This window comes from Parafrankia elaeagni, from assembly GCF_000374165.1.
GTDB lineage: Bacteria > Actinomycetota > Actinomycetes > Frankiales > Frankiaceae > Parafrankia > Parafrankia elaeagni.
The window spans coordinates 1-20,600 of record NZ_KB893670.1 but is presented as its reverse complement, the minus strand read 5'-3'; the positions used below and the strand labels follow the sequence as shown (position 1 = coordinate 20,600).

Annotated in this window: 10 protein-coding genes; 5 read left to right on the top strand and 5 right to left on the bottom strand. The window is 74.6% G+C overall.

Translation table 11 applies throughout. The features are described from left to right. The first annotated feature begins 131 nt into the window (after positions 1-131). Positions 132-2,225: a hydantoinase/oxoprolinase family protein gene (locus B207_RS0100055; protein ID WP_051102291.1), complete on the top strand. Its 2,094-nt coding sequence runs from the start codon at positions 132-134 to the stop codon at positions 2,223-2,225. Between the two features lie 355 nt (positions 2,226-2,580). Here the strand turns inward: B207_RS0100055 and B207_RS0100050 are convergent, their stop codons facing one another. Further along, positions 2,581-3,711: a thiamine-phosphate kinase gene (locus B207_RS0100050; protein ID WP_018634460.1), complete on the bottom strand. Its 1,131-nt coding sequence runs from the start codon at positions 3,709-3,711 to the stop codon at positions 2,581-2,583. 632 nt (positions 3,712-4,343) lie between these two features. On the opposite strand from B207_RS0100050, the gene B207_RS31885 reads away from it, so the two are divergent. After that, complete coding sequence (locus B207_RS31885; RefSeq protein ID WP_018634459.1) at positions 4,344-5,489, top strand: acetamidase/formamidase family protein; 1,146 nt, start codon at positions 4,344-4,346, stop codon at positions 5,487-5,489. Between the two features lie 6 nt (positions 5,490-5,495). Here B207_RS31885 and B207_RS0100040 read toward each other — a convergent pair whose 3' ends face one another. Beyond that, positions 5,496-12,038 (bottom strand): AAA domain-containing protein, encoded by a 6,543-nt coding sequence (locus B207_RS0100040; RefSeq protein ID WP_026310502.1) that lies wholly within the window; start codon positions 12,036-12,038, stop codon positions 5,496-5,498. 366 nt (positions 12,039-12,404) lie between these two features. Between B207_RS0100040 and B207_RS0100030 the strand changes: the two genes are divergently transcribed. After that, entirely contained in the window at positions 12,405-15,731 is a 3,327-nt protein-coding gene (locus tag B207_RS0100030) for a UvrD-helicase domain-containing protein (protein WP_018634457.1), read from the top strand. 18 nt (positions 15,732-15,749) lie between these two features. On the opposite strand, the gene B207_RS0100025 is transcribed toward B207_RS0100030, so the two are convergent. Continuing rightward, the gene (locus tag B207_RS0100025) at positions 15,750-17,078 is read right to left on the bottom strand and encodes an aminotransferase class I/II-fold pyridoxal phosphate-dependent enzyme (protein WP_018634456.1); all 1,329 of its coding nucleotides are present in this window, start codon (positions 17,076-17,078) and stop codon (positions 15,750-15,752) included. A gap of 817 nt (positions 17,079-17,895) precedes the next feature. Between B207_RS0100025 and B207_RS0100020 the strand changes: the two genes are divergently transcribed. Next, positions 17,896-18,633: a class I SAM-dependent methyltransferase gene (locus tag B207_RS0100020; protein WP_026310501.1), complete on the top strand. Its 738-nt coding sequence runs from the start codon at positions 17,896-17,898 to the stop codon at positions 18,631-18,633. 31 nt (positions 18,634-18,664) lie between these two features. Here B207_RS0100020 and aat read toward each other — a convergent pair whose 3' ends face one another. Both aat and B207_RS31880 read right to left on the bottom strand, forming a co-directional pair. Beyond that, complete coding sequence (gene aat / locus B207_RS0100015; protein WP_026310500.1) at positions 18,665-19,561, bottom strand: leucyl/phenylalanyl-tRNA--protein transferase; 897 nt, start codon at positions 19,559-19,561, stop codon at positions 18,665-18,667. A gap of 13 nt (positions 19,562-19,574) precedes the next feature. Further along, the gene (locus B207_RS31880) at positions 19,575-20,294 is read right to left on the bottom strand and encodes an EAL domain-containing protein (protein ID WP_018634453.1); all 720 of its coding nucleotides are present in this window, start codon (positions 20,292-20,294) and stop codon (positions 19,575-19,577) included. Positions 20,295-20,400: 106 nt separating this feature from the next. Between B207_RS31880 and B207_RS40935 the strand changes: the two genes are divergently transcribed. After that, positions 20,401-20,600, top strand: a 200-nt coding sequence (locus tag B207_RS40935) for a DUF6444 domain-containing protein (RefSeq protein WP_407671329.1), incomplete at its 3' end; no start/stop codon positions are given.

The window sequence follows — 20,600 nt, the reverse complement described above, 5'->3', positions numbered from 1 at the left end:
CGGGTGGTTCTGTACCAGTCCACCGCGCCGGGCCCGGCGGGCGCCCAGTCCGCTGTTGATGTTGCTCTGGGTGACAGTTGGCGCAGCTGGCAGCCACGGCGGCCGGGGCGCCGGGGGCGTGGAGCCGCCGTATGTCTGGGAAGCCGGGAGGCCGAGTGCCCGATCACGAGGAGCCATCGACCGGCCGGGTCCGTCTCGGGGTCGACGTCGGCGGCACCTTCACCGATCTGGTCGCCGTCGACCGGGACGGGGCGCTGCGGTTCGCCAAGGTGCCCTCGGTGCCGGCGGACCCGTCCAGCGGTGTGCTGGCCGCGGTGGCCGCCGCCGCACTGGCCGGGCCCGAGGTCGGCGCGTTCGCCCATGGGACGACCGTCGCCACGAACGCGCTGCTGGAGCGGGCCGGCGCGCGTACGGCGCTGGTCACCACCCGCGGCTTCCGCGATGTGATCGAGATCGGGCGGCAGAACCGGCCGTCGCTCTACGACCTGACCAGGGACCGGCCGCCGAGCCTGGTTCCGCGCGAGCTGCGCTTCACCGTCGCCGAGCGGTGCGGCCCGGACGGAGTGATCGAGCCCCTGCTCGCGGCCGAGGTCGAGCGGGTGGTGGCGGAGGTCGCGGCCGTCCCCGGTCTGGAGGCGGTCGCGGTCTGCCTGCTGTTCTCGTTCGCCCATCCCGGGCACGAGCGCATCCTGGCGGACGCGCTGCGCCGGCGGCTGCCGGCGGTCACGGTGGTCGCCTCCAGCGAGATCCTGCCGGTCTTCCGCGAGTACGAGCGGTTCACCACGGCCGCCGCCGACGCCTACCTGACCCCGCGGCTCTCCTCCTACCTACGGCAGCTGGAGCGGCGGTGCGCGGGCCACGGCCTCACCGTCCCGGCGATCATGCAGTCGTCCGGCGGGGTGGCCGAGCTGTCCGAGGCCGCCAGCCATGCCGCCCGGTGCGTGCTCTCCGGACCGGCCGGTGGAGTGGTCGGAGCGGCCTACATCGCCGGGCTGTCCGGCGTGCGCGATCTGCTGACCTTCGACATGGGCGGGACCTCCACCGACGTGGCGCCGGTCCTCGGCGGCCAGGCGCTGACCACCTCGGAGTCGGTCCTCGCCGGCGTCCCGGTCATGCTGCCGGCGGTGGACGTCCACTCGGTGAGCGCGGGCGGCGGGTCCATCGCCTGGGTCGACGGTGGCGGGGCGCTGCGGGTCGGCCCGCGCTCGGCGGGCGCCGACCCCGGCCCGGCCTGCTATGGCCGGGGCGGAACCCGGCCGACCGTCACGGACGCCGACCTCTACCTGGGCTACCTGGCTGACGGCGCGGGGCTCGGTGGCGAGCTCATCCTCTCCCGGGCGGCGGCCGAGGCGGCGTTGCGCGACCTGGGGCAGCCGCTCGGCCTCACCCCGGAACAGACCGCGGCGGGTGTCGTCGCCGTCGCCGACGCCGAGATGACCCGTGCCCTGCGCGTGGTCTCCGTCGAGCGCGGTATCGACCCGCGGGAGCTGGTCCTGGTCGCCTTCGGAGGCGCGGGCGGGACACATGCCTGCGCGCTCGCGGACGAGCTCGGCATCACCCGGGTCCTGGTGCCGCTGGCCGCGGGGGTCCTGTCGGCCCTGGGGCTGGCGATCGGTGACGTCCGGCGCGATCACGCCCGCCCGCTGCTCGGGCGGCTCGGCGCGGTCGACCTGGCGGGTGCGTTCGCCGAACTCGTCGCGGGCACCGAGCCGCCCCGGTCGGGACCCGACGCCGCGCCCGCGCCCGCGTCTGGGCCCGAGCCCGCGGGGCAGGTCACCCTGCAGCGCCGGGTGGACTGCCGGTACGTGGGCCAGTCCCACGAGCTGACGATCGACGTCGACGAAGGGGTGGCCGCCAGCCGCGTCGCGGAGGCGGTCCGTACCGCCTTCGAGGCGGAGCATCTGCGCCGATACGGGCACATCGCGCCGGAGCGTGAGATCGAGACGGTCGCGGTGCGGCTCGTGGTGACGGTGGGCGGCCCGCGTCCCGTCCCGGTCGCGCCGCCCGCCGACCCGTCGGCGCGCCGTGGCCACCGGCGGGCCTGGACCGACGGCGAGTGGCACCGGATCGACGTGATCCCGCGGGCCGCGCTGGGGGCGGGCGAGGTGGTGACCGGCCCGGCCGTGGTGGAGTTCGCCGAGTCGACCTGCCTGGTCCGCCGCGGCTGGGCGGGGATGGTCGACGAGGTCGGCACCCTCGTCCTCACCCACGGAGGTACAGCCTGACCAGCCCGGTCGCCCCGGAACGACGGATCCGCCCGGACTTCCGTCGGGGGTTCGCGGACGGGAACAGCAACGGTCGGTGCGGCGTTAGACTGGGCAGTGCCGGTCCGTATCATGGCCCCCGGACCCATAATTGAGTCGCTACGTGCGACGTCGCGCCGCGAGGCGACCTGGCGGGCCGGCACCTAACTTCACGTGCCCCGCCCTCCTTCGGGAGGGTGGGGCACGTTGTTTTCCAGCGGTCGGCCAGCCCCGGGGCGTGGCCTGCGGGTGCGCCGTCCTGGCCCGTCCTCCTGGCCTACGGTGGCCGGGTGGCCGGGTGGCCGGGTGGCCGGGTGGCCGGGTGGCCGGGTGGCCGTCAGCTGCCGGCCGCCGCGGCGCCGGCCTGGCCGAAATGGTCCCAGCCGGCGCTGTCCCGGTGGCCGCGTCCGTCGACGAGGACGACGCCGCGCTCCGGGCCGAGGCCGGCGGAGTGGCCGGCGCGGCCGGCGCGGGGGAGAACCCGGCCGATCAGCACGCAGCCGGCGGGCAGCTCGGTGGCGGGGGGCACGCAGGCGACCAGCGCGTGGTCGTCCCCGCCGGTCAGCACCCACACCAGCGGGTCGGCGCCGAGCGCCGCGGCCGCGGCCCGCAGCGGCCCGGGTACCGGTAGCTGGCCGCTGTCCAGGTCGATGCGAACGTCCGAGGCGGCGGCGATGTGGCCGAGATCGGCGAGCAGGCCGTCGGAGACGTCGCACATCGCGTGCGCGCCGGCGGATGCCAGCAGCGGCCCGGTGGCGTAGGGAGGGCGTGGCCGTCGGTGCGCGTCCATCAGGTCGGCCTGGCCGGGGATGTCCAGTCCGTGCGGTGGCCCGTCCGGGCCGTACTTCCGCAGCAGCACGAGGCCTCCCTCGGCCCAGCCGATCCGGCCCGCGAGGACCACCAGATCCCCCGGACGGGCGGTGTCACGGCGGACCGGCGCCCGTCCGGCCAGGTCGCCGAGAGCGGTGATACCGAGCAGGACGCTGTCCGCGGAGCTGACGTCGCCGCCGGCAACCGACGCACCGGCGAGGTCGCACTCGTCCCGCAGCCCGTCGGCGAGCCGCTCGGCCCAGGAAACGGGAAGAGACGGGGGTACTCCGAGGCCGACGACCAGCGCGGTCGGGCGGGCGCCCATCGCGGCGATGTCGGCGAGGTTCTGCGCCGCGGCCTTCCTGCCGACCTCATAAGGAGAGGACCAGTCGCGGCGGAAGTGCCGGCCCTCGATGAGCAGGTCCGTGGTGACGACGACCCGGCCGTCGGCGGCGGCGACGACCGCGGCGTCGTCACCCGGGCCCAGCAGGACGTCCGGGCCGGTCGGCAGGCGGCGGGTGACGGCCCGGATGAGGCCGAACTCGCCGAGATCCGCGACTGTCGGTGCCGCGGTGCGGCCTGGTGACGCAGCGCCGTCAGCTGTGGCGGAGCCGCCGGTCGGCGCGGAACCGTCCGCGTCCGGTCCAGAAGTGCACATCGATCGCCACGCTAGCCGGCCGGCGGGCACCGGGGCCGAATCCGGGAAGCGGGACAGGGCTGGGAGCAGGGTTTACCGAGGAAATGACGTCGACTGCAACATCGAGGACATCTCGCCGTCATGTGTCGCTGCGACTCTGACGCGCGTGCAGCGCCCATATCGCCGTCATCGGCGACCGGCTTCCGGCCCGGTCGCGCGGGCCACCCGGTCGCCCGCTGTAACCGCCACCGAGCGGCCATCCAGCCCGGGATGCCCGGCGGCGACTCTGCTGTTCAGCGCCCGCGCAGGTCGCCGGCTCGGTCCGGCCACGCGCCGGCGCGGGTAGAGCGCGAGTGGCCCTGCAGCCAGGACGAGGAAAGATCGAGGGTCGGCACTATCTGCCCTCGACCCCGGAGACGGTCAGCTGGGGTTGTCTCCCGACCGCGCGCACGCGGCCGGTGCTGAGCGTTGACTCGGGCACTTCCGTCACTATCGACACGGTAAGCCAGGAAGGCATTCTCGAAGATCAGGGTCGTGATCCGGACGCCTTTCTCAGCGGATTCGGAGTCGTGTCGTCGGAAGTACTCGAGGATGCTCGCGCCATCGCCGCCTCCGGCATTCCGCATCGTTACGGCATAGACGGATCGCATGTCGTGACCGGGCCGGTGTCGGTGCGCGGTGCCGAGCCGGGCGACGTGTTGCGGGTCGACATCCTCTCGCTGCACCCGCGGGCCCGGTACGGGATGATCTCGACCCGGCACGGCTCCGGCCTGCTCGCGGGCGAGTTCCCCGAGACCGCGGCCCCAGCCCTCGACGCCGACGCCCGGCGCTGGCAGGGCTTCCGGACGGTCACCACGTTCTGCGCGGTCGAGCGCCGCCGGGGCCGGCTGTTCGCCGCCCTGCCGGGCGGTAACCACGGCCGGGTCCGGTTCCCGCTCAACCCGTGCCTGGGCATCATGGCGGTGGCTTCGGACGTCGCCGAAAGCACCGTCACCTCGCTGTCGGCAGGTGTCTACGGCGGGGCTCTGGACTGTGGCGACCTCGGGCCCGGTACGCATCTCTACCTGCCCGTCCAGGTCCCGGGTGCGCTGTTCGCGGTCGGCGATCCGCACTATTCACTGCGGGACGGAATGATCGGCGCGACCGCGCTGGAAGGGCCGCTGCGCGCCACCCTGCGGCTGATCACCCTGCGGGACGCCGCCGCCGCCAGCGCGCTCGGCGCGCTGCGGGAGCCGTTCATCGAGACCGACGAGCTGTGGATCACCGCCGGTTTCGACCCGGATCCGCGAGAGGCGACACGCCGGGCGGCCCGGGCGGCGGTGACGTTTCTGCAGACGAAGATCGGTCTGGACCGGGCGGAGGCGATGGCCTACCTGGCGGCAGCGGCGGACTTCGGCGCCGGTCGGCTGGCGGCCGGCTACGGGTCCGCGTTCTGCCGGATCCGCCGCGCGGACTTCACCGAGCCGGCCCCCGTCAAGGCACGCCTTCCACGGGCCGGCTTCGCCCGCATCGTCGGCGGCTCCGACGCCGAGCCCGACCGGGAGCAGACCCCGCCGGCCGGTGACCTGGTCGAGCCCTCCGGCTCGGCGCGGCTGCCGGAACAGGGCAGGTCTTCGGGCCAGGAGCAGGCCGCCGCCGCGCAGCGGAACCGTGCGGAGGAGGTACCGGGCCGCGGCGGGGCCGGGGCCGGGGCCGCTCCGGACCGGCCGCCGGCCGCGGACTCCGCCGGCCCTGCAGGCCCCGCCGCTCCCGCTGCTCCCGCCGGCAGTCGCCCGTCCGGTGGTGCGCAGCCCCGCTGACCGGGGTCAGAGCGCGGTCGGGGGAGCGTCGTCCAGTCCCTCCAGCTCCGAGAGGGGGATGGGCCGCCAGCGCTGGCGGCGCTCGTCCGCGTCGGCGTGTACCGAGGGTGCCCCGGATGGGCCGGTGCCCCCTGGCCCGGAGGCGGGGACGGCGGCCCCGGGTGTGTCGGGTGCCGGCAGCGGGGGCACCTCGGGGGCCGGCGGCACGGGGTCGGTGTTCCTGGGCTGCTCGGACGGTGTCGCACCGCCCGCCTGGGTGCTCTCGGTCCCCCCGGTCCCCCCGGTGGAGGCCCCTGCGGTGGACTGCCTGGCGGTGGCATCCCCCGAGGGGGGCATGCCGCCGTAGGGCTGGATGCCGCCGTGGGGCTGGATGCCGCCGTGGGTGCGGGCGGGCGTCTCCGGCGCGGAAGGCACCTCCGGCCAGGAGTCCGCTCCTGAGACCAGGTTGCGCATTCCCGGATAGACGCTGGGCGAGGTCCCGACCGAGGCCCAGCCGGTCGGTGAGCCGCCCGACGTCGGCCAGCCCGCACCGAGCTGGCCGGGCGTGCCGAACGTTCCGGGGGCCGCCGGAGAAGGTCCGTTCTGGGCAGGGCCGGTGCCCGGGGCGGAACCAGAACGCCACCGCTCGGACGGAGCCGGGTCGGCGCTGCCCGCAGGGGTGTCGTGACCGGGAGCCGACGTGCTCGGCAGCAGCAGGCCCGGCCTGGGCTCATCACCCGAGGCCTGCGCGGCCTCCCCGGCGGGGGGTACCGGCCGGGCCTGCGCGGGTGCGGCGAGGAGCTGGGTCACCAGCATGGACGGGTCCGCGTGCGCCGGCGGGAACACCGTCGGCGCCGTGACGGCCGGGAGGATCCCCGCGGCGGCGAGCCTGGGCCACAGCGGCGCGAGCGCCGCCTCCTGGTCGATCTCGAACTCTGACCGCCGTACCCGCCAGATCCGCCAGCCGACCCGGCGCAGCTCGCGCTCGCGGCTCAGGTCCCGCTCGACGTCCTCGGTGGAACGGGTGGCGTCCCCGTCGCACTCGACGGCGAGCCGGGCCCGTCCACCCGAGACGACCAGGTCGAACCGGCGTCCGTTGATCTCGACCTGGGGCGTGACGTGGTATCCGCGGGAGGCCAGCGCCAGGAAGACCCGCTGCTCGAACAGCGAGTCGAACCGCGGGTGCGGCAGCACCGGGCTCACCTCGGACGTGGTGAGCGGGGCGGCGGCACCGTCCAGCGGTGCCGCCGCCGAGTGGGCGAGGACGTAGCTGAGGTAGCTGTGCCGCAGGTCGCCGGGGTCCAGGTCGGTGGTGGAGACCGAGTGGAACAGCCACACCTGGTCGCGGGCGCGGGAGGCGGCCACGTTGAACCTGCGCTGGTACTCCAGCCGGGTCAGCGAGGTGGTGGACGTGCCGGGTGCGATGACCAGCGAGAGGAAGACGACGTCCCGCTCGTCGCCCTGGAAGTCCGGCGGCGAGCCGACCCGCAGCTGGCGGCGCAGCTGCTCGGCGGCGGACATCCGCGCGGTGAGCTCGGAGCGGATGAGCTCCGCCTGCGCGGTGCCCTGCAGGACGACGATCCCGAAGCTCAGGCCGCGGTAGCGCGGGTCCTCGGCACACCGCAGCACCTGGGTGACCAGGGCCTCCGCCTCGATCGGGTTACGCGGGCCGTCGTCGGTGGCGGTGGTGTAGGCGTGCGGGACGAACTGGGCCCGCAGCGGGGCCAGCCGGTCCACACCGAACTGGCGCAGCGGCACCAGCGGGGCGTCGCGGTAGAACATCGCCGACGACCACTCGATGATCTCCGGCATGCAGCGGAAGTGCTCCCGCAGCCGCACGACGTCGCCGAACCTGGTCCGCAGCAGCGAGAACAGGCTCGACCGCGGGGTGAAGCCGACCCGCAGCCAGCTCGGGACGTCCGGCAGGAGGGTGTCGAGACGGTTGAAGACCGGCTCGAGCTCCTCGACGGAGGCGTCCGGCGGGGTGCACTGCCGGTCGTCACCGACGACGATCACCCGGGGCGCCAGCCACAGCAGGAAGAGGCTCTCCAGCCCGGCCTGGCTTCCCTCGTCGACGATCACCACGTCGAAGCTGTCGCGGACCGCCGGGATGGTAGACAGCACCTCGCTGATCGGCATCACCCAGGCCGGGACGGCCGTCTGCGCGATCCGCATCGCCTCCCGGGCGGCCTGCCGGTACCGCTCGGAGTGCCGGCCGGTGAACCGGCCGCCGGCGGCCATCGCGTCGGCATAGGCGCGCAGAGCGGCGGACTGCTCCGTGCCCATCCGCTCCAGGCAGTGCTTCCAGGCCAGCGCCCCGGCGAGCTCGGCGGTCGCCGAGGCGACCAACTGGTCGGCGGCGTCGAGGCCGGCGTCCAGATCGGCCTGGTCGGTGGCGCGGACGCGGGTGAGCCAGGTCGCCGCGACGGCGTGGGACCACGCCCGCCCGAACGACTCGAACTGTTCCGGGGTGACATCGGCCAGCCGGCGGCCGGCGACCAGCATCTCGGCCAGCACCGGGTGTGCCTCCCGGACCCGCCCCAGCAGCTCGTCGCGGCGACGCGCGCGGGCGCGGCCGTTGAGCGCGTCGGCCGTCGCCTCCAGCGCCCCGACGTAGCCGCCCGGATCACGGGCCTCGACCGCGACGGCGAGGAGCGCCAGCTCGTCGACGGCGTCCGGTTGCGCGGCGGCCGCGACGAGCTCGGCGGTGAGGTCCCGCAGCTGGGAGCCCGCGGCGGTCGCTGCCTGGCGCAGCCGGTGCGCGTTCGCCGCCGCGCCCACGTCGACGCAGGCGCCGGGGGAGTCGAGCGTGATGCCCCGGGCGCCGAGGGCGTCGAGCAGCGCGGCCAGCCGGTCGCGCGCGGCCACGGCAGCGTCGATGGCACGCGCCGCGTCCTGCGCCTCGGTGAGGCGGGCGAGCCGCACCTCCAGCTCCGCGGTCGGGTTCGGGCTGACGCTCAGCAGCGACCAGGCCCGGGTCGCCGCCTCGAGCGCGACCTCGGCCCGCAGCCGGCACAGCGCCAGGTCGAGCAGCTCCGGGGTGCGCGGCGGGACGCCGTCCACCGCCGTGTGCTCGAGCAGCAGGCCGGCGTCCTTCTGGGCCTTCGAGCGGAAGAAGCGGCGCAGCGCACCACCGGCCTCCATGTGCTCACGCAGGGCGAGACCGCAGGTGAGCAGGGTGGTGGCGTCGGGGCCGGCACCGTCCTCGTCGAGCGGGAGCTCCACCCGGTGCAGGCCGAGCTCCACCACGGCCGCGGTGGCCTCGGCGATCGCGGGAGCGGCGGCGGCGACCTTCGTCCACAGCACGGCCGCGCGGCCGGCGAAGGCATCGGCGAGCGCGTCGGTGACCCAGGGCTGCCGGACGGCGAGGCGGCTGATGACGTCGGCGGCCCGCAGTACGGCGTCCACCCCGGCGGCGAGCCGGTCGGCGGCCTCGTCGCCCGCGCGGGTCAGCACGTCGGCGAGGACCGGGACCATCGCGGCAGCCTGCCGGGACAGGGAGTGCTCGGCGGACTCGGCGGCGTGCAGCGCCCCCCGTTCGGCGTAGGCCAGCGCCGTCAGCTCGGACCGGGTCGGGAGCTCGCCCAGTTCGGGGGGGAGCCCGAAGGCCCGCTGCTCGCGCAGCGCCGACAGCGCGATCGCCGAGGTGATCGGGGATGGCACGGTCGGGGGATCGGATGGTCCGCCGGTACTGGCCAGATCGGTCGAGGAGATCCCCGGCCCGCCCTGGTCGGGCGGGCTCCCCTGGCCCGCCCCCTGCGCAGGATGGGCGGGTATCCCTGGCGCCGCTGTCCGGACGAGCCGACCGGCAATGGTGATCATGAGGGGAGAGGTCGGCGGGGACGACGGGTCGCCGGGCCCGGCCGAGGCATCCGCCCCGCCCGGCTGACCCGCGGCGGCGGCGCGGGCCGCGGCCGTGGGCTGCGGGTCGGGCGTGGTCAGCAGCCGCCAGAGCTCGGCGGCCTCCGCGTCGTTGAGGGGGGTCCGGGGCCAGCCGCCACCCTCCGGGCCGGGCACCGGCACGGGTATCCAGCCGTGCTCGCCCGCCTCGTCCCGCAGCCGGGCGGCGATCTCCGCCCGGGTTCCCGACCAGCCGGCTCCCACCTCGTAGGTGCCGTGGCGACGCCACTCGGCGGCCCGGCGCGCCGCGACCGCGGTGGCGATGCGATCCCGCTCGGCCACGGCCGAGTCGCGCCGCTGGCGCGCCGTCCGGATGCGCTCGTCCTGGGACCCGGCGTCGTAGACGGCCTTCTGCGCGGCCAGCGCGCTCACACTGGTGGCGAGCTCCCCGGCGCCGCTGTCGGCGTCCTCGGTGAGGGAGACGCACAGCCGGCGCAGCTCCGGCGGGAGCTTCTCCTGCAGGACCCGCAGCGCCTGGCCCTTCTGACTGGTCACCAGGACCCGGCGGCCCTCGGCCAGCAGCGCGCTGATCAGGTTGGCGATGGTGTGGGTCTTGCCGGTGCCCGGCGGGCCCTCGACCACGACCCCGTTGTCCATGCGCAGCCGACGCATGACCCGGGCCTGCTCCGGGCTGATCGGGAGCGGCGAGAGCCATTCGTCCGCGGCCGCGCCGCCTTTGGGGAGGGCCGGTGTGGTGGCCGTGCCGGTCGCGGCGGTCGCGGCGGCCGTGGCGAGCCAGGCCAGTCGCTCGGTGGTGTCCAGGGTCTCGACGAGCTGGGCGAGGCCCAGCGGCGGCAGGCCGTCGCCGCGCAGCGCGTCCAGCATCTGCTCGTAGTAGTTGAGCAGCGCCGCCTGCCCCCGGCTGCGCAGGACGAGCGCGGGCGCAAGAGTGACCGAGGCGCTGGGGCCCCCCGGTCCGGGCGGTGGCCAGTTGGGCCGGTATCCCGCGGTCGGACCATCCAGCGCGAGGGTCAGCCAGTCCCGCAGCAGGCGTTCGTCGTCGGCCCCCAGCGGGGTGGCGTCCCGTGAGCGCAGGCGTTCGTGCAGTGCGTTGGTCCGCTCGGGGCGGAACGCGGCGATGCCGTCCAGGAAGGAGCTGTCCTCCAGCCGGGTGGACGTCCCCGCCGGTACCCGCAGCCGGACGGCGGAGGTCATCGGGTCGGTCTCCACCACGAGCCGGGTGACGAGCAGGTGCCGGCGGACCGGCCGGGGCAGCCACCAGGTGAGCAGACCGGTGGCCAGCACCAGCTCCAGGGTGTCGCCCTCCTGGGCCAGTCGCTGGGCCACCCCGTACAGCGTCGTGTGCAGGTGGCGGCGGTCCGCGTCGGCGCGCGCCCGCGAGCTCCACACCTGCCAGGCCCCGGCCCATTCCGCGAAGGCCGCGGCGACGTCGGCGGGAATCTGCCCCACCCGGGCCGGACCGGACCCCGCGCCACTCGCGGCCGCGCCGTGGGCGGAGGCCGCGCCGTTGGCCGAGGGTGTGCTGGTGGTCGGGGGTGTGCCGTTGGCCGCCCCCGCGCCGTTCGCTGACGCCGTGCCCTTCACGAACACCGCGCCGTTGCCGGCCGCGGAACCCTTCCCCGAGCCGTTCGCCGTGCCGGCGGAGGGGTCAGGACCGGCCGGTCTGCCGGGCCGGGGCGTGTTCCCGGAGGCCGGCTGGGACCCGTTGGGGCCCTGGCCGTTCGGCGAGGTGCGCGCCCGACCGTTCGGCGACGGCGCGGCGCCGTTGCTGCCGTGGGCCGGTCCGCGGCCGTTGGCCTCCCCCGATCCGGCGGGGTCGTCGTGGCCCGGGCCGCTCTCGTGCCCGCCCGGCGTCCCGCCCGGCGTCCCGCCCGGCGTCCCGCCCGGCGTCCCGGCCGGAGGCGCCGGCGGCAGTGGTGTCGGCGGTGGTGGTGTGGGTGACGGTGGTGTGGGTGGCAGCGGGGGCAGGTCGTACACGAGGACCGGCGCCGCGGTCAGGTCCACGTCGACCGGCGGCACGGGGCCGCGCAGGATGATGCCGTCCTGCGGCAGCCCGGCGGTGACGTCGGCGCCGCGCACGGGCAGCCGCACCCGGCCGCGGAGGATGTCGGGGAGCGGCGGCGCCGGCGGGAGGAGCGCTGCCGCGGGGGCCTCGAGCAGGACCTCGCCGGCCCCGGCGCTCTCGAACAGGGAGAGCCCCGCCGGAAGATCGGCGAGCCAGATCACCAGCGGGTTCTCGTGGACGTCGACGACCTGCTCGGACTGGGACACCGCGACCTCGTGCAGGAAGCGGACCAGACGGTGGCAGCGGTCGGTCAACGCGGCCTGTCGCTCGTGCCGGGCCGCCGCCAGCGCCTCCAGGTCCACCGCGCTGCCCGGCCGGCCGTCCCCGGGGGTCTCCGCGCCGTCCTGGGAGCCGTCCGTGTCGGCGGTGTTCACCGTGCCGGCGGCGGTGGTGTCGGCGGTGTCACCGCCGCCGCTGCCGGCGGCGTCGGCCGAGCGGTCGGGAGCGGTGTGGGCGGCGTGGGCGTCGGCGGCGGGTTCATCGCCCGGCAGGGGGGCGCCACCTGTTCCGCCTGTTCCGCGTGCGGTGTGGCGGGCGGGCGCACGGGCGGGACGGCTCTCCGTGCCGTCCGTCGTGCCTTTCGGTGTGTCCGTGGCACTCGCGTCCACCAAGCCCGAATCCGCCGTTCCCGAGTCCGTCGTCATGTCTCTCCCCGATTCCGGCCGGCGCGTGCCGGCGGCGGAACTCGTGACGGGGCGTCGCGAACGCCCTGTTCCGATCGTTCCGGTACCGGAGCAACCGGTACGGGAACTAGTGCAAGCCTCCCGGACGAACCAGGACGGTGCCGCCGCGACCCGCTGAATGCGGCACTCGTCCGCATGCACAGTTGGCTCAGGGGGCGGGCTGGCCGACCGCGATGGCCGGGTGGTGGTGCGGCGCCGCCGCCGCCGGATCGGCGTGGCTGGCTGTGGTCCGTCCGTGGTCGGTTCCGGCACCGGACGTGTCCGTCGGCGTGTCCACCGGCGTGCCGCCGCCTGGCCCGGAAGTGGGATGCGACAACATACGCATCCGTGAGGTCACGGTTCTTTGCCGACACCCACGTCCACTCCAGGTACTCGCGGGCGTGCAGCCGCGACTGCGACCTGGAGCACCTGGCGTGGTGGGCGGCCCGGAAAGGCATCCGCGTCGTCGGTACCGGCGACTTCACCCATCCGGCCTGGTCGCAGGAGCTGGCGACCAAACTGGTGCCGGCGGAGCCCGGGCTGTTCCGGCTGCGTCCGGACCTGGAGCGCGACGTCCTCGCGACGCTGCCGGCATCGTGCCGCACCGCGACGCGATTCATGATCTCCACCGAGATCTCCACGATCTACAAGCGTGGTGAGCGCACCAGAAAGGTCCATCACCTTCTCTACGCACCCGATCGTGAGTCGGCCGGACGGATCACGTCCGCACTGGCCCGAATCGGCAACCTGGCCGCCGACGGACGCCCGATCCTCGGCCTGGACTCCCGCGACCTGCTGGAGATAACCCTCGGTGGCGGTGAGGACTGCTACCTGGTTCCGGCGCACGTCTGGACGCCCTGGTTCGCCGTTCTCGGCTCGAAGTCGGGTTTCGACGCGGTCGAGGACTGCTATGCCGATCTCGCGGACGAGGTCTTCGCGCTGGAGACCGGGCTCTCCGCTGACCCGGAGATGTTCTGGCGGATCTCCGGGCTCGACCGGTACCGACTCGTCAGCAACTCCGACGCGCACTCCCCGCCGATGCTCGGCCGGGAGGCGACCGCCTTCACCTGCGAGCCCGACTACTTCTCGATCCTGCGCGCGCTGCGCACCGGCGACGGTTTCGGCGGCACCGTCGAGTTCTTTCCCGAGGAGGGGAAGTACCACCACGACGGGCACCGCAGGTGCGGTGTCGCGCTCACCCCGGACGAGACCCGTGCGCTCGGCGGCATCTGCCCCGCCTGCGGGCGGGGTCTGACCGTCGGGGTGCTCAACCGGGTCGACACGCTCTCCGACCGGACCGAGTCGCGGCGGCCCGACACGGCCGGCGAGGTCACCTCGCTCGTCGCCCTGCCCGAGATCGTCGGGGAGATCCTCGGTGTCGGGCCCAAGAGCAAGTCCGTTGCGACCCAGGTCACGGCGCTGGTGTCCCGGCTGGGGCCAGAACTCGGCATCCTCTCGGACGTCCCCCTCGACGCGATCGCCGAGGCTGGTTCGCCGACGCTGGTGGAGGGCATCGGGCGCCTGCGCCGCGGTGAGGTGATCCGCGAGGCCGGCTACGACGGCGAGTACGGCGTCATCCGGCTGTTCCAGCCCGGCGAGCTCGGCGCCGACGCCGGAACCCTCTTCGACGCCGGCCCGCCGGCACCGGGCCGTGGCCGGCGGAGCCGGGCCGCCGGACGACGCCCCAGTGCACTCGCCGCCGACGTGGGTGAGGCCCCGGAGCCGCTCACCCTCCGGTCGGGGGAGCCACCGCAGTCGCTGCCGACCAGCACCGCATCGGACACCGCGGGCGGATCCGACGAGGGCCCCCGCTCCGCCCTCGGCGGACTGGACCCGGACCAGCGCCGAGCGGCCGAGCATTCCGGCGGCCCGCTGCTGGTCCTCGCCGGGCCGGGCACCGGAAAGACCCGCACGCTGGTGCACGCCATCGCCCACCGGGTGCGGGAGCTGTCGGTGCCCGCCGGGCAGTGCCTGGCCGTGACGTTCACCCGCCGCGCCGCCGGCGAGCTGCGGGAGCGGCTCGACCCCCTGCTCGGCCCGGACGGGGCCGGGGTGACCGCCACGACGTTCCACGGGCTCGGGCTTATGATCATCCGCGAGCGGCACGGGGCGCTCGCGCGCGCACCGCAGGTGCAGGTGGCCGACGACGCCGTCCGCGCCGAGCTGGTGGACGAGGCGTTGCACGGCGCCGGCAGCGCCGTGGCCCGCGGGCGCGCCATCGCCGCGCTGGCCGAGCTCAAACGGCGGCGCGCGCTCGGCCAGTCCTACCGGGAGCACCCGTCCGCCGGGGCGCTCGCGCGGTACGACGCCGCTTTGCGCGACCGCAACATGGTGGACCTCGACGATCTGGTGACCCTCCCGCTCGGGCTCCTGCGGTCGGCGCCGGACCTGGCCCGTGAGTACCAGCAGCGGTGGCGCCACGTCTGGGTCGACGAGTTCCAGGACATCGACGAGGTGCAGTACGGGCTGCTGCGCGAGCTCTGCCCGCCGGAGGGCGACCTGTGCGCGATCGGCGACCCCGACCAGGCCATCTACAGTTTCCGCGGGGCGGAGGTCGGCTTCTTCCTGCGTTTCGCGCAGGATCGCCCCGGCACCCGGAGGGTCTCGCTGACCCGCAACTACCGTTCGACCCCGACCATCGTCGGGGCGGCGCTGGACGCGATCGCGCCCAGCACGTTCGTCCCCGGCCGGGAGCTGCGCGCGGTGACCGCGGCGGACGAGGACAGCCCCGTCGTGGTCCGGCGGTGCGCGAGTGAGGCGGACGAGGCGGGCGTCGTCGCCGAGCTCGTCGAGGAGGCCCTCGGCGGCACATCGTTCCACGCTCTCGACTCGGGCGTGGACGGCTCGGAGCGGGGCCGGTTGTCCTTCGCCGACATCGCGGTCCTCTACCGGACGTCCCGGCAGGCCGAGCCGATCGTCGACGCACTGCTGCGGCGCGGGTTCCCCTTCCGGCAGCATTCGCACACCCCACTCGCGGACCTGCCGGCCGTCGCGGCCCTGCTGGCCGACCTGCGCGACGGCGACGAGGCGGCACCGCGTGCCGTGACCGCACCGCGTGCCGTGACCGCACTGCTGCGGGACGCCGCCGCCCGTCTCGCCGACCTCGCGGACGCGGCGGACTCCGTCCTCGGCAGCGAGGGGACCGCGGCCGGGCCACAGCGGGAGCCGGGCCCGGGCCGGCTGCCGACCGCGGCGGAGATCCGCCGTGCCGTCGAGCTGCTGACCCCACCCGCCGCGGCTGCGGGCGACGATCTCGCGGCCTTCCTGACCGCGGTCACGCTCGGCACCGAGGTGGACGGGCTCGACCCGCGCGCCGACCGGATCTCCCTGCTGACCCTGCACGCCTCCAAGGGCCTGGAGTTCGACATGGTGATCATCGTAGGCTGCGAGGAGGGCCTGCTGCCGTTGCGGTGGGGCGCCGCACCCCCCGCTGCGGAGACGGACGGGGAGGCGGAGGAGCGGCGCCTGTTCTTCGTCGGGATCACCCGGGCCCGCCGCCGGCTGGTCCTCACCCATGCCGCGCGGCGCCGCCGTGGCGGCGAGCCGGTGGAGACCGGCCCGTCGCCGTTCCTGGCGGCGATCGACGGCCGGCACCTGGAGAAGCGGGCCGGCTCGCCGGCCGACGCCGCCCGGGCCCGCCGCCGCTCGGCCGGCCGTCAGCTGCGCCTGATCTGACGTCCTCTCCGCCTGCGCTCAGTCGAGGCGGCGCAGGGGGAAGAGCCGGGCAGCGTCGTCGAGGACGTCCAGCAGGATGTCGATCTCCTCCTCGGTGTTCGCGGCCGTCACCTGGACCCGGACTCCGACCTGGTCCCGTGGTACCACCGGGAAGGGCGCCACGGTCACGTAGATGCCCCGGTCGTAGAGGTGGGCGCCGAGCGCGTCCGCGTGGGCGGGGTCGGTGAGCGGTACCTCGATGATCGGATGGCCGGAGCGGTTCAGGGTCGCCAGCCCGAGCGAGCGCAGCCCGGTGAGCACGCGGGCGGTCAGTGCATGGAGCCTCGACCGGGCCTGCTCGCCGCGCTCGGCGTTGACCCGCAGGCCGACCTGCGCCGTCGCGAGCGACGCCACCGGGGGCGGCCCGGAGAAGATGTACGGGTTGGCCATGGTCTTCAGGTAGTCCTTCAGCTCGGTCGGGCAGGTGGCGAACGCGAGCAGCGAGGAGTACGACTTCGAGAACCCGCCGACCATGACGACGTCGTCGTAGCTCTGCCCCAGATGGCGGACGATGCCGTTGCCGCGCAGGCCGTACGGCGTCGGCTCGGCCGGTGAGCGCTCGCCGAGGACGCCGAACCCGTGCGCGTCGTCGACGTAGAGGACCGCCTCGTGCTCCCGGACGAGCGCGACGAGCTCGGCCAGCCGCGGCCCGTTGCCGGTCATGCTGTTCACCCCGTCGACGGCGACAACCCGCGGGTACAGGGTGCAGGCACGTAGCGCGCGTTCCAGCCGGTCCAGCCGCTCCTCCCGGAAGCGGCGCACGGTGGCGCCCCGGCCGACCGCCATCGTCGCGCCGTCGTGAACCGAGCTGTGCGCGTGCAGCTCGACGAAGAGCGCGCCCTGGCCGACAAGTGCGGGCAGCACCGACAGGTGAATATGGCTGACGGTCGGTAGCAGCAGGGTGTCGGGTGCGCCGAGCAGCTCGGTGAGAGCCTCTTCAATCTCCACGAACAGTCGTGGATTAGCAATGATACGTGACCAGCTCGGATGCGTTCCCCAGAGATCGAGATACTCGGGAACGGCGGCGATGATCTCACGGTCCAGATCGAAACCCAGATAGTTGCACGAGGCGAAATCGATCAGCCAGCGGCCGCCGATTCGAATGCGGCGCCGATCGATTTCATCCACCCGCGAGTCGTAGAACGGTGACTGGCGGCGCATGCGGTCCAGCTCGGCCATGACCCCGTAGGGCCGGGCCAGTACCCGTCGCAGACCCGCGCCCAGCGCCGGCCCGGGTATCGGAGCGCTGGCGATCGGTGTGCGCAGCGGTTCGATGGTCGAGGGCAGGGAATCCGAGGTCTGCGTCATCCGGGCCCGACTTCCGGGCCCGGTCGGCACACCGGGGGTGTCATCGCCGTCACCGGCCTCTCATAGATCCCCGAAAACATTGTCTCCGGGGGCGCGGGAAACAAGAAGAATCGACGAAAGACCGCCCGGGCCGCCGTATGGCAATGCGGTGGGCGTAACGCGTGGCGAAGAACTACATACGCACAATAGCTGCTGTCGTCGGCGCTTTCCACTCGTTTCCTGTTTTCTTCGGCGCCACTGCGCGGTCGGCGGCGCCCGCGCGGTGTGGCGCGTGCGGTGCGCGACCGGGTCGGCCGAACTCCGAGGGCGGGCGCCACTCCGGGGCGCGGGCGCCCGGCCTGCGGATTCACGGCTGTCCGGCCGGCGCGTTCCGATCGGGGGGTGCAGTCGGGGGTGCAGGCCGTCGGCCATCCGGGGGGTGGTCCGACAAGCTGGACGGGTGGCTGGACAAGCGGTCCGGAGAACTGGCGGGTAGCCGACCGGCAGGGCGGAAGGCGGCTGCCCGGCAGGGCGGAAGGCGGCTGCCCGGCCAGGTGGTCGGCCCAGGGCGGGAGGCCGCGCACGGCCCCCCGGTGGTTCCGGTGGGTGCCCGGCGGTGCGGCGGGGTTGATCCGACCGGCCGGGAGAACCAGTCGCCGGGATGTTCCAGGCGGGCCGGACCTTCCGGGAAGGGAGCCGCCGGTGCGGCCACGGCAGGGACATCCCCGTGCGGGCGTGGTGTTATCGTCCCCGCATGCCTGAGACCGCCTCCGCTTCGGACAGCGCGACATCGAGCGCGTCGGCTCCGACCAGGCCTGCCTACGAGGGCCCGCCGGTTCTGCGTAACCTGCCCTATTCCGGCTTCGGCCTGTCCCGGTCGGTCACCCTTTTCAAGGCGCACCGCAAGGAGCCGGTCGACCCGGCCGGCTTCTACTCCCTGATCGCGGCCGACTCCGTCCGCCAGCTGGCCCGGTACACGTCGCTTTCGGGCCAACTGGTGCTGGACGTGGGCGGTGGCCCCGGCTACTTCCGGTCGGCCTTCCTCGACGCGGGCGCCCGCTATTACTGGGTCGAGCCCGACGTCTCCGAGATGGAGGCCGGCGGTATCGAGGTGCCGGGCCGAATCCGCGGGAGCGCCCTCGAACTGCCGTTCCGCTCCGGCTCGATCGACCTGTGCTACAGCTCGAACGTCCTCGAGCATGTTCCGGACCCGTGGCGGATGTGCTCGGAGCTGGTCCGGGTCACGCGCCCCGGCGGGCTCATCTTCCTGAGCTACACCAACTGGCTGTCACCGTGGGGTGGGCACGAGACGGCGCCGTGGCACTACCTGGGTGGCCACCGGGCAGCGGAGCGCTTCCGGAAGCGGGAGGGGCACGCGCCGAAGAACCGGTTCGGCGAGACGCTGTTCCCGGTGTCGGTCGCCGGCACCCTCGCCTGGGCCCGCCAGCGCTCGGACGTCGTCGTGGTCGACGCGATGCCGCGCTACCTCCCGGACTGGGCGAAGGTGGTCCTGCGGGTTCCCGGTGCCCGCGAGGTCGTCACCTGGAACCTCGCGATGGTCCTGCGCAAGGTCTGACCCGGCGGCAGCGGCCCGGCGGGCGCTCCGGTCACCCGCTCGGGGGGGCGGTGTGCCGCAGCCGGGCCGGGGGCGGCTTGCGTGGCGGCGCCAGCCGGGAGACGGGCAGCCGCCCGCACTCCAGGCGCACCTCGTCGTCACGCACGGTCCGCAGCGTCGCGAGGAACTCGGCCCGCGGGACCTCGCGGGCGCCGAGTGACATCAGGTGGGACGTCGTGAGCTGCGCGTCGAGCAGCACTCCGCCGGCCCGGCCGAACCGGTCGAGGAAGTCGACGAGGGCGACCTTCGACCCGTCCGAGGCACGGTGGAACATGGACTCGCCGGTGAAGATCCGCCCGACGAGCACCCCGTACATCCCGCCGACGAGGCGGTCGTCGTCCCAGATCTCGATGCTGTGGGCCCAGCCGAGGGCGTGCAGCTCCGCGTAGCCCTCGACCAGCTCGTCGGTGATCCACTGGTGCGGGCCCTCGCGCCGGCAGTGACGGACGACGTCCACGAAGCACTGGTTCACCGTGCTGGTCCAGCTGCTGTTGCGCATCCGGATGACGAGCGAGCGCCGGATCCGCATCTCGCCCGGGGCGAGCACCGTCCGCGGGTCGGGGCACCACCACGGCGGATCCAGCAGATCGGCTTCGGTCGCGGCGCCGCCTCCCGCCGGGGAGCCGCCGCCTCCCGCCGGGGAGGGGATCCGGGGGATCATCCCGCGGGTGACCGCCATGCCGAGTGCCGCGCGCAGCTCCTCCGCGGCCTCGGGGTCGTCGGTGGGCCAGGGGAAGGCACCCTGGCGGTAGGCGCCGACCAGGGTGGCCGGCGCCATTCCACCACCGGCGGCCACCGGTCCGTCCGGCGCGGCCTGGTCGAGGTAGCGCGCCAGCACCGGATGGTCCCAGCCGGACCTCGGGGGCTTGGGCGCGGGCGGCGTCAGCATGCGCGCAGCGGGGTCAGCACTGCACCGGGGGGGTCAGCACCGCGGCCGCGGAGGGGGACATGGCCACGGCCGCGGGCCCGGCGACCCCCGCGGGTGCCGGAGCGGGCACAGGTGTGGGGGCGGGCACGGTCAGCATGGGCGTGACCTCGTCGGCGGGCCGCGGACGGCCGATGAAGTAGCCCTGGGCGAGGTCGCACCCGTAGTTCCGCAGCTTCGCGAGCGTGCTGGCACTGTCGACCCCCTCGACCACGATCCGCAGGCCGAGCTCGTGCGCGAGCCCGATCGTGGACCGGACGATCGCCTCGGCCTTCTGCCGGCGAGCCCGGGATCCGTCCTCCAGCTTCGTGACGAAGGATCTGTCCATCTTCAGGATGTCGACGGGGAGCTCCTGGAGGTATGCGAGCGACGAATACCCCGTACCGTAGTCGTCCACGGCGATCTGTACGCCGAGCTCACGCAGCTCGCCGAGCACCGCGGCGGAGCGCACCAGGTCGCGCATCAGCGTGGTCTCGGTGATCTCCAGCTCCAGTGCCGAGGGGGGTAGCCCGTACTGGCAGAGCAGTCCGCGGACCTGGTCCGGGAAGGCGAGGTCGAGCAGGTCGGACGCGGCGAGGTTGACGGCGACGGTGACGTCCAGCCCGGTGTCGCGCCACGCCCGGCACTGGGCGAGGGACATCTCCAGCACCTCGATGGTGAGCATGCGCATCAGCCCGGCCTGCTCGGCCAGCGGCACGAAGGCCTCCGGGTAGCTGTTCAGCTCGGTTGAACGGGTGTCTTGCGGATCTTGTCTGTTGATCGTTCGGCTGGTTGCCGGCCGGCGGGTCAAGATCGGATAGTTTGTGGGGGTGGAGTCCGCGGGTCAGCCGAGCTACGAGGAGCTCGTGCGCCTGGTCGCGGACCAGGCCGCGCTGATCGAGCGGCTGACGGCCCGGGTCGCTGAACTCGAACGCAGGCTTGGTGCGGACAGTTCGACGTCGTCGAAGCCGCCGTCGTCGGACAGCCCGTTCACGAAGGCACCGTCGCGGTCGTCGCGGTCGTC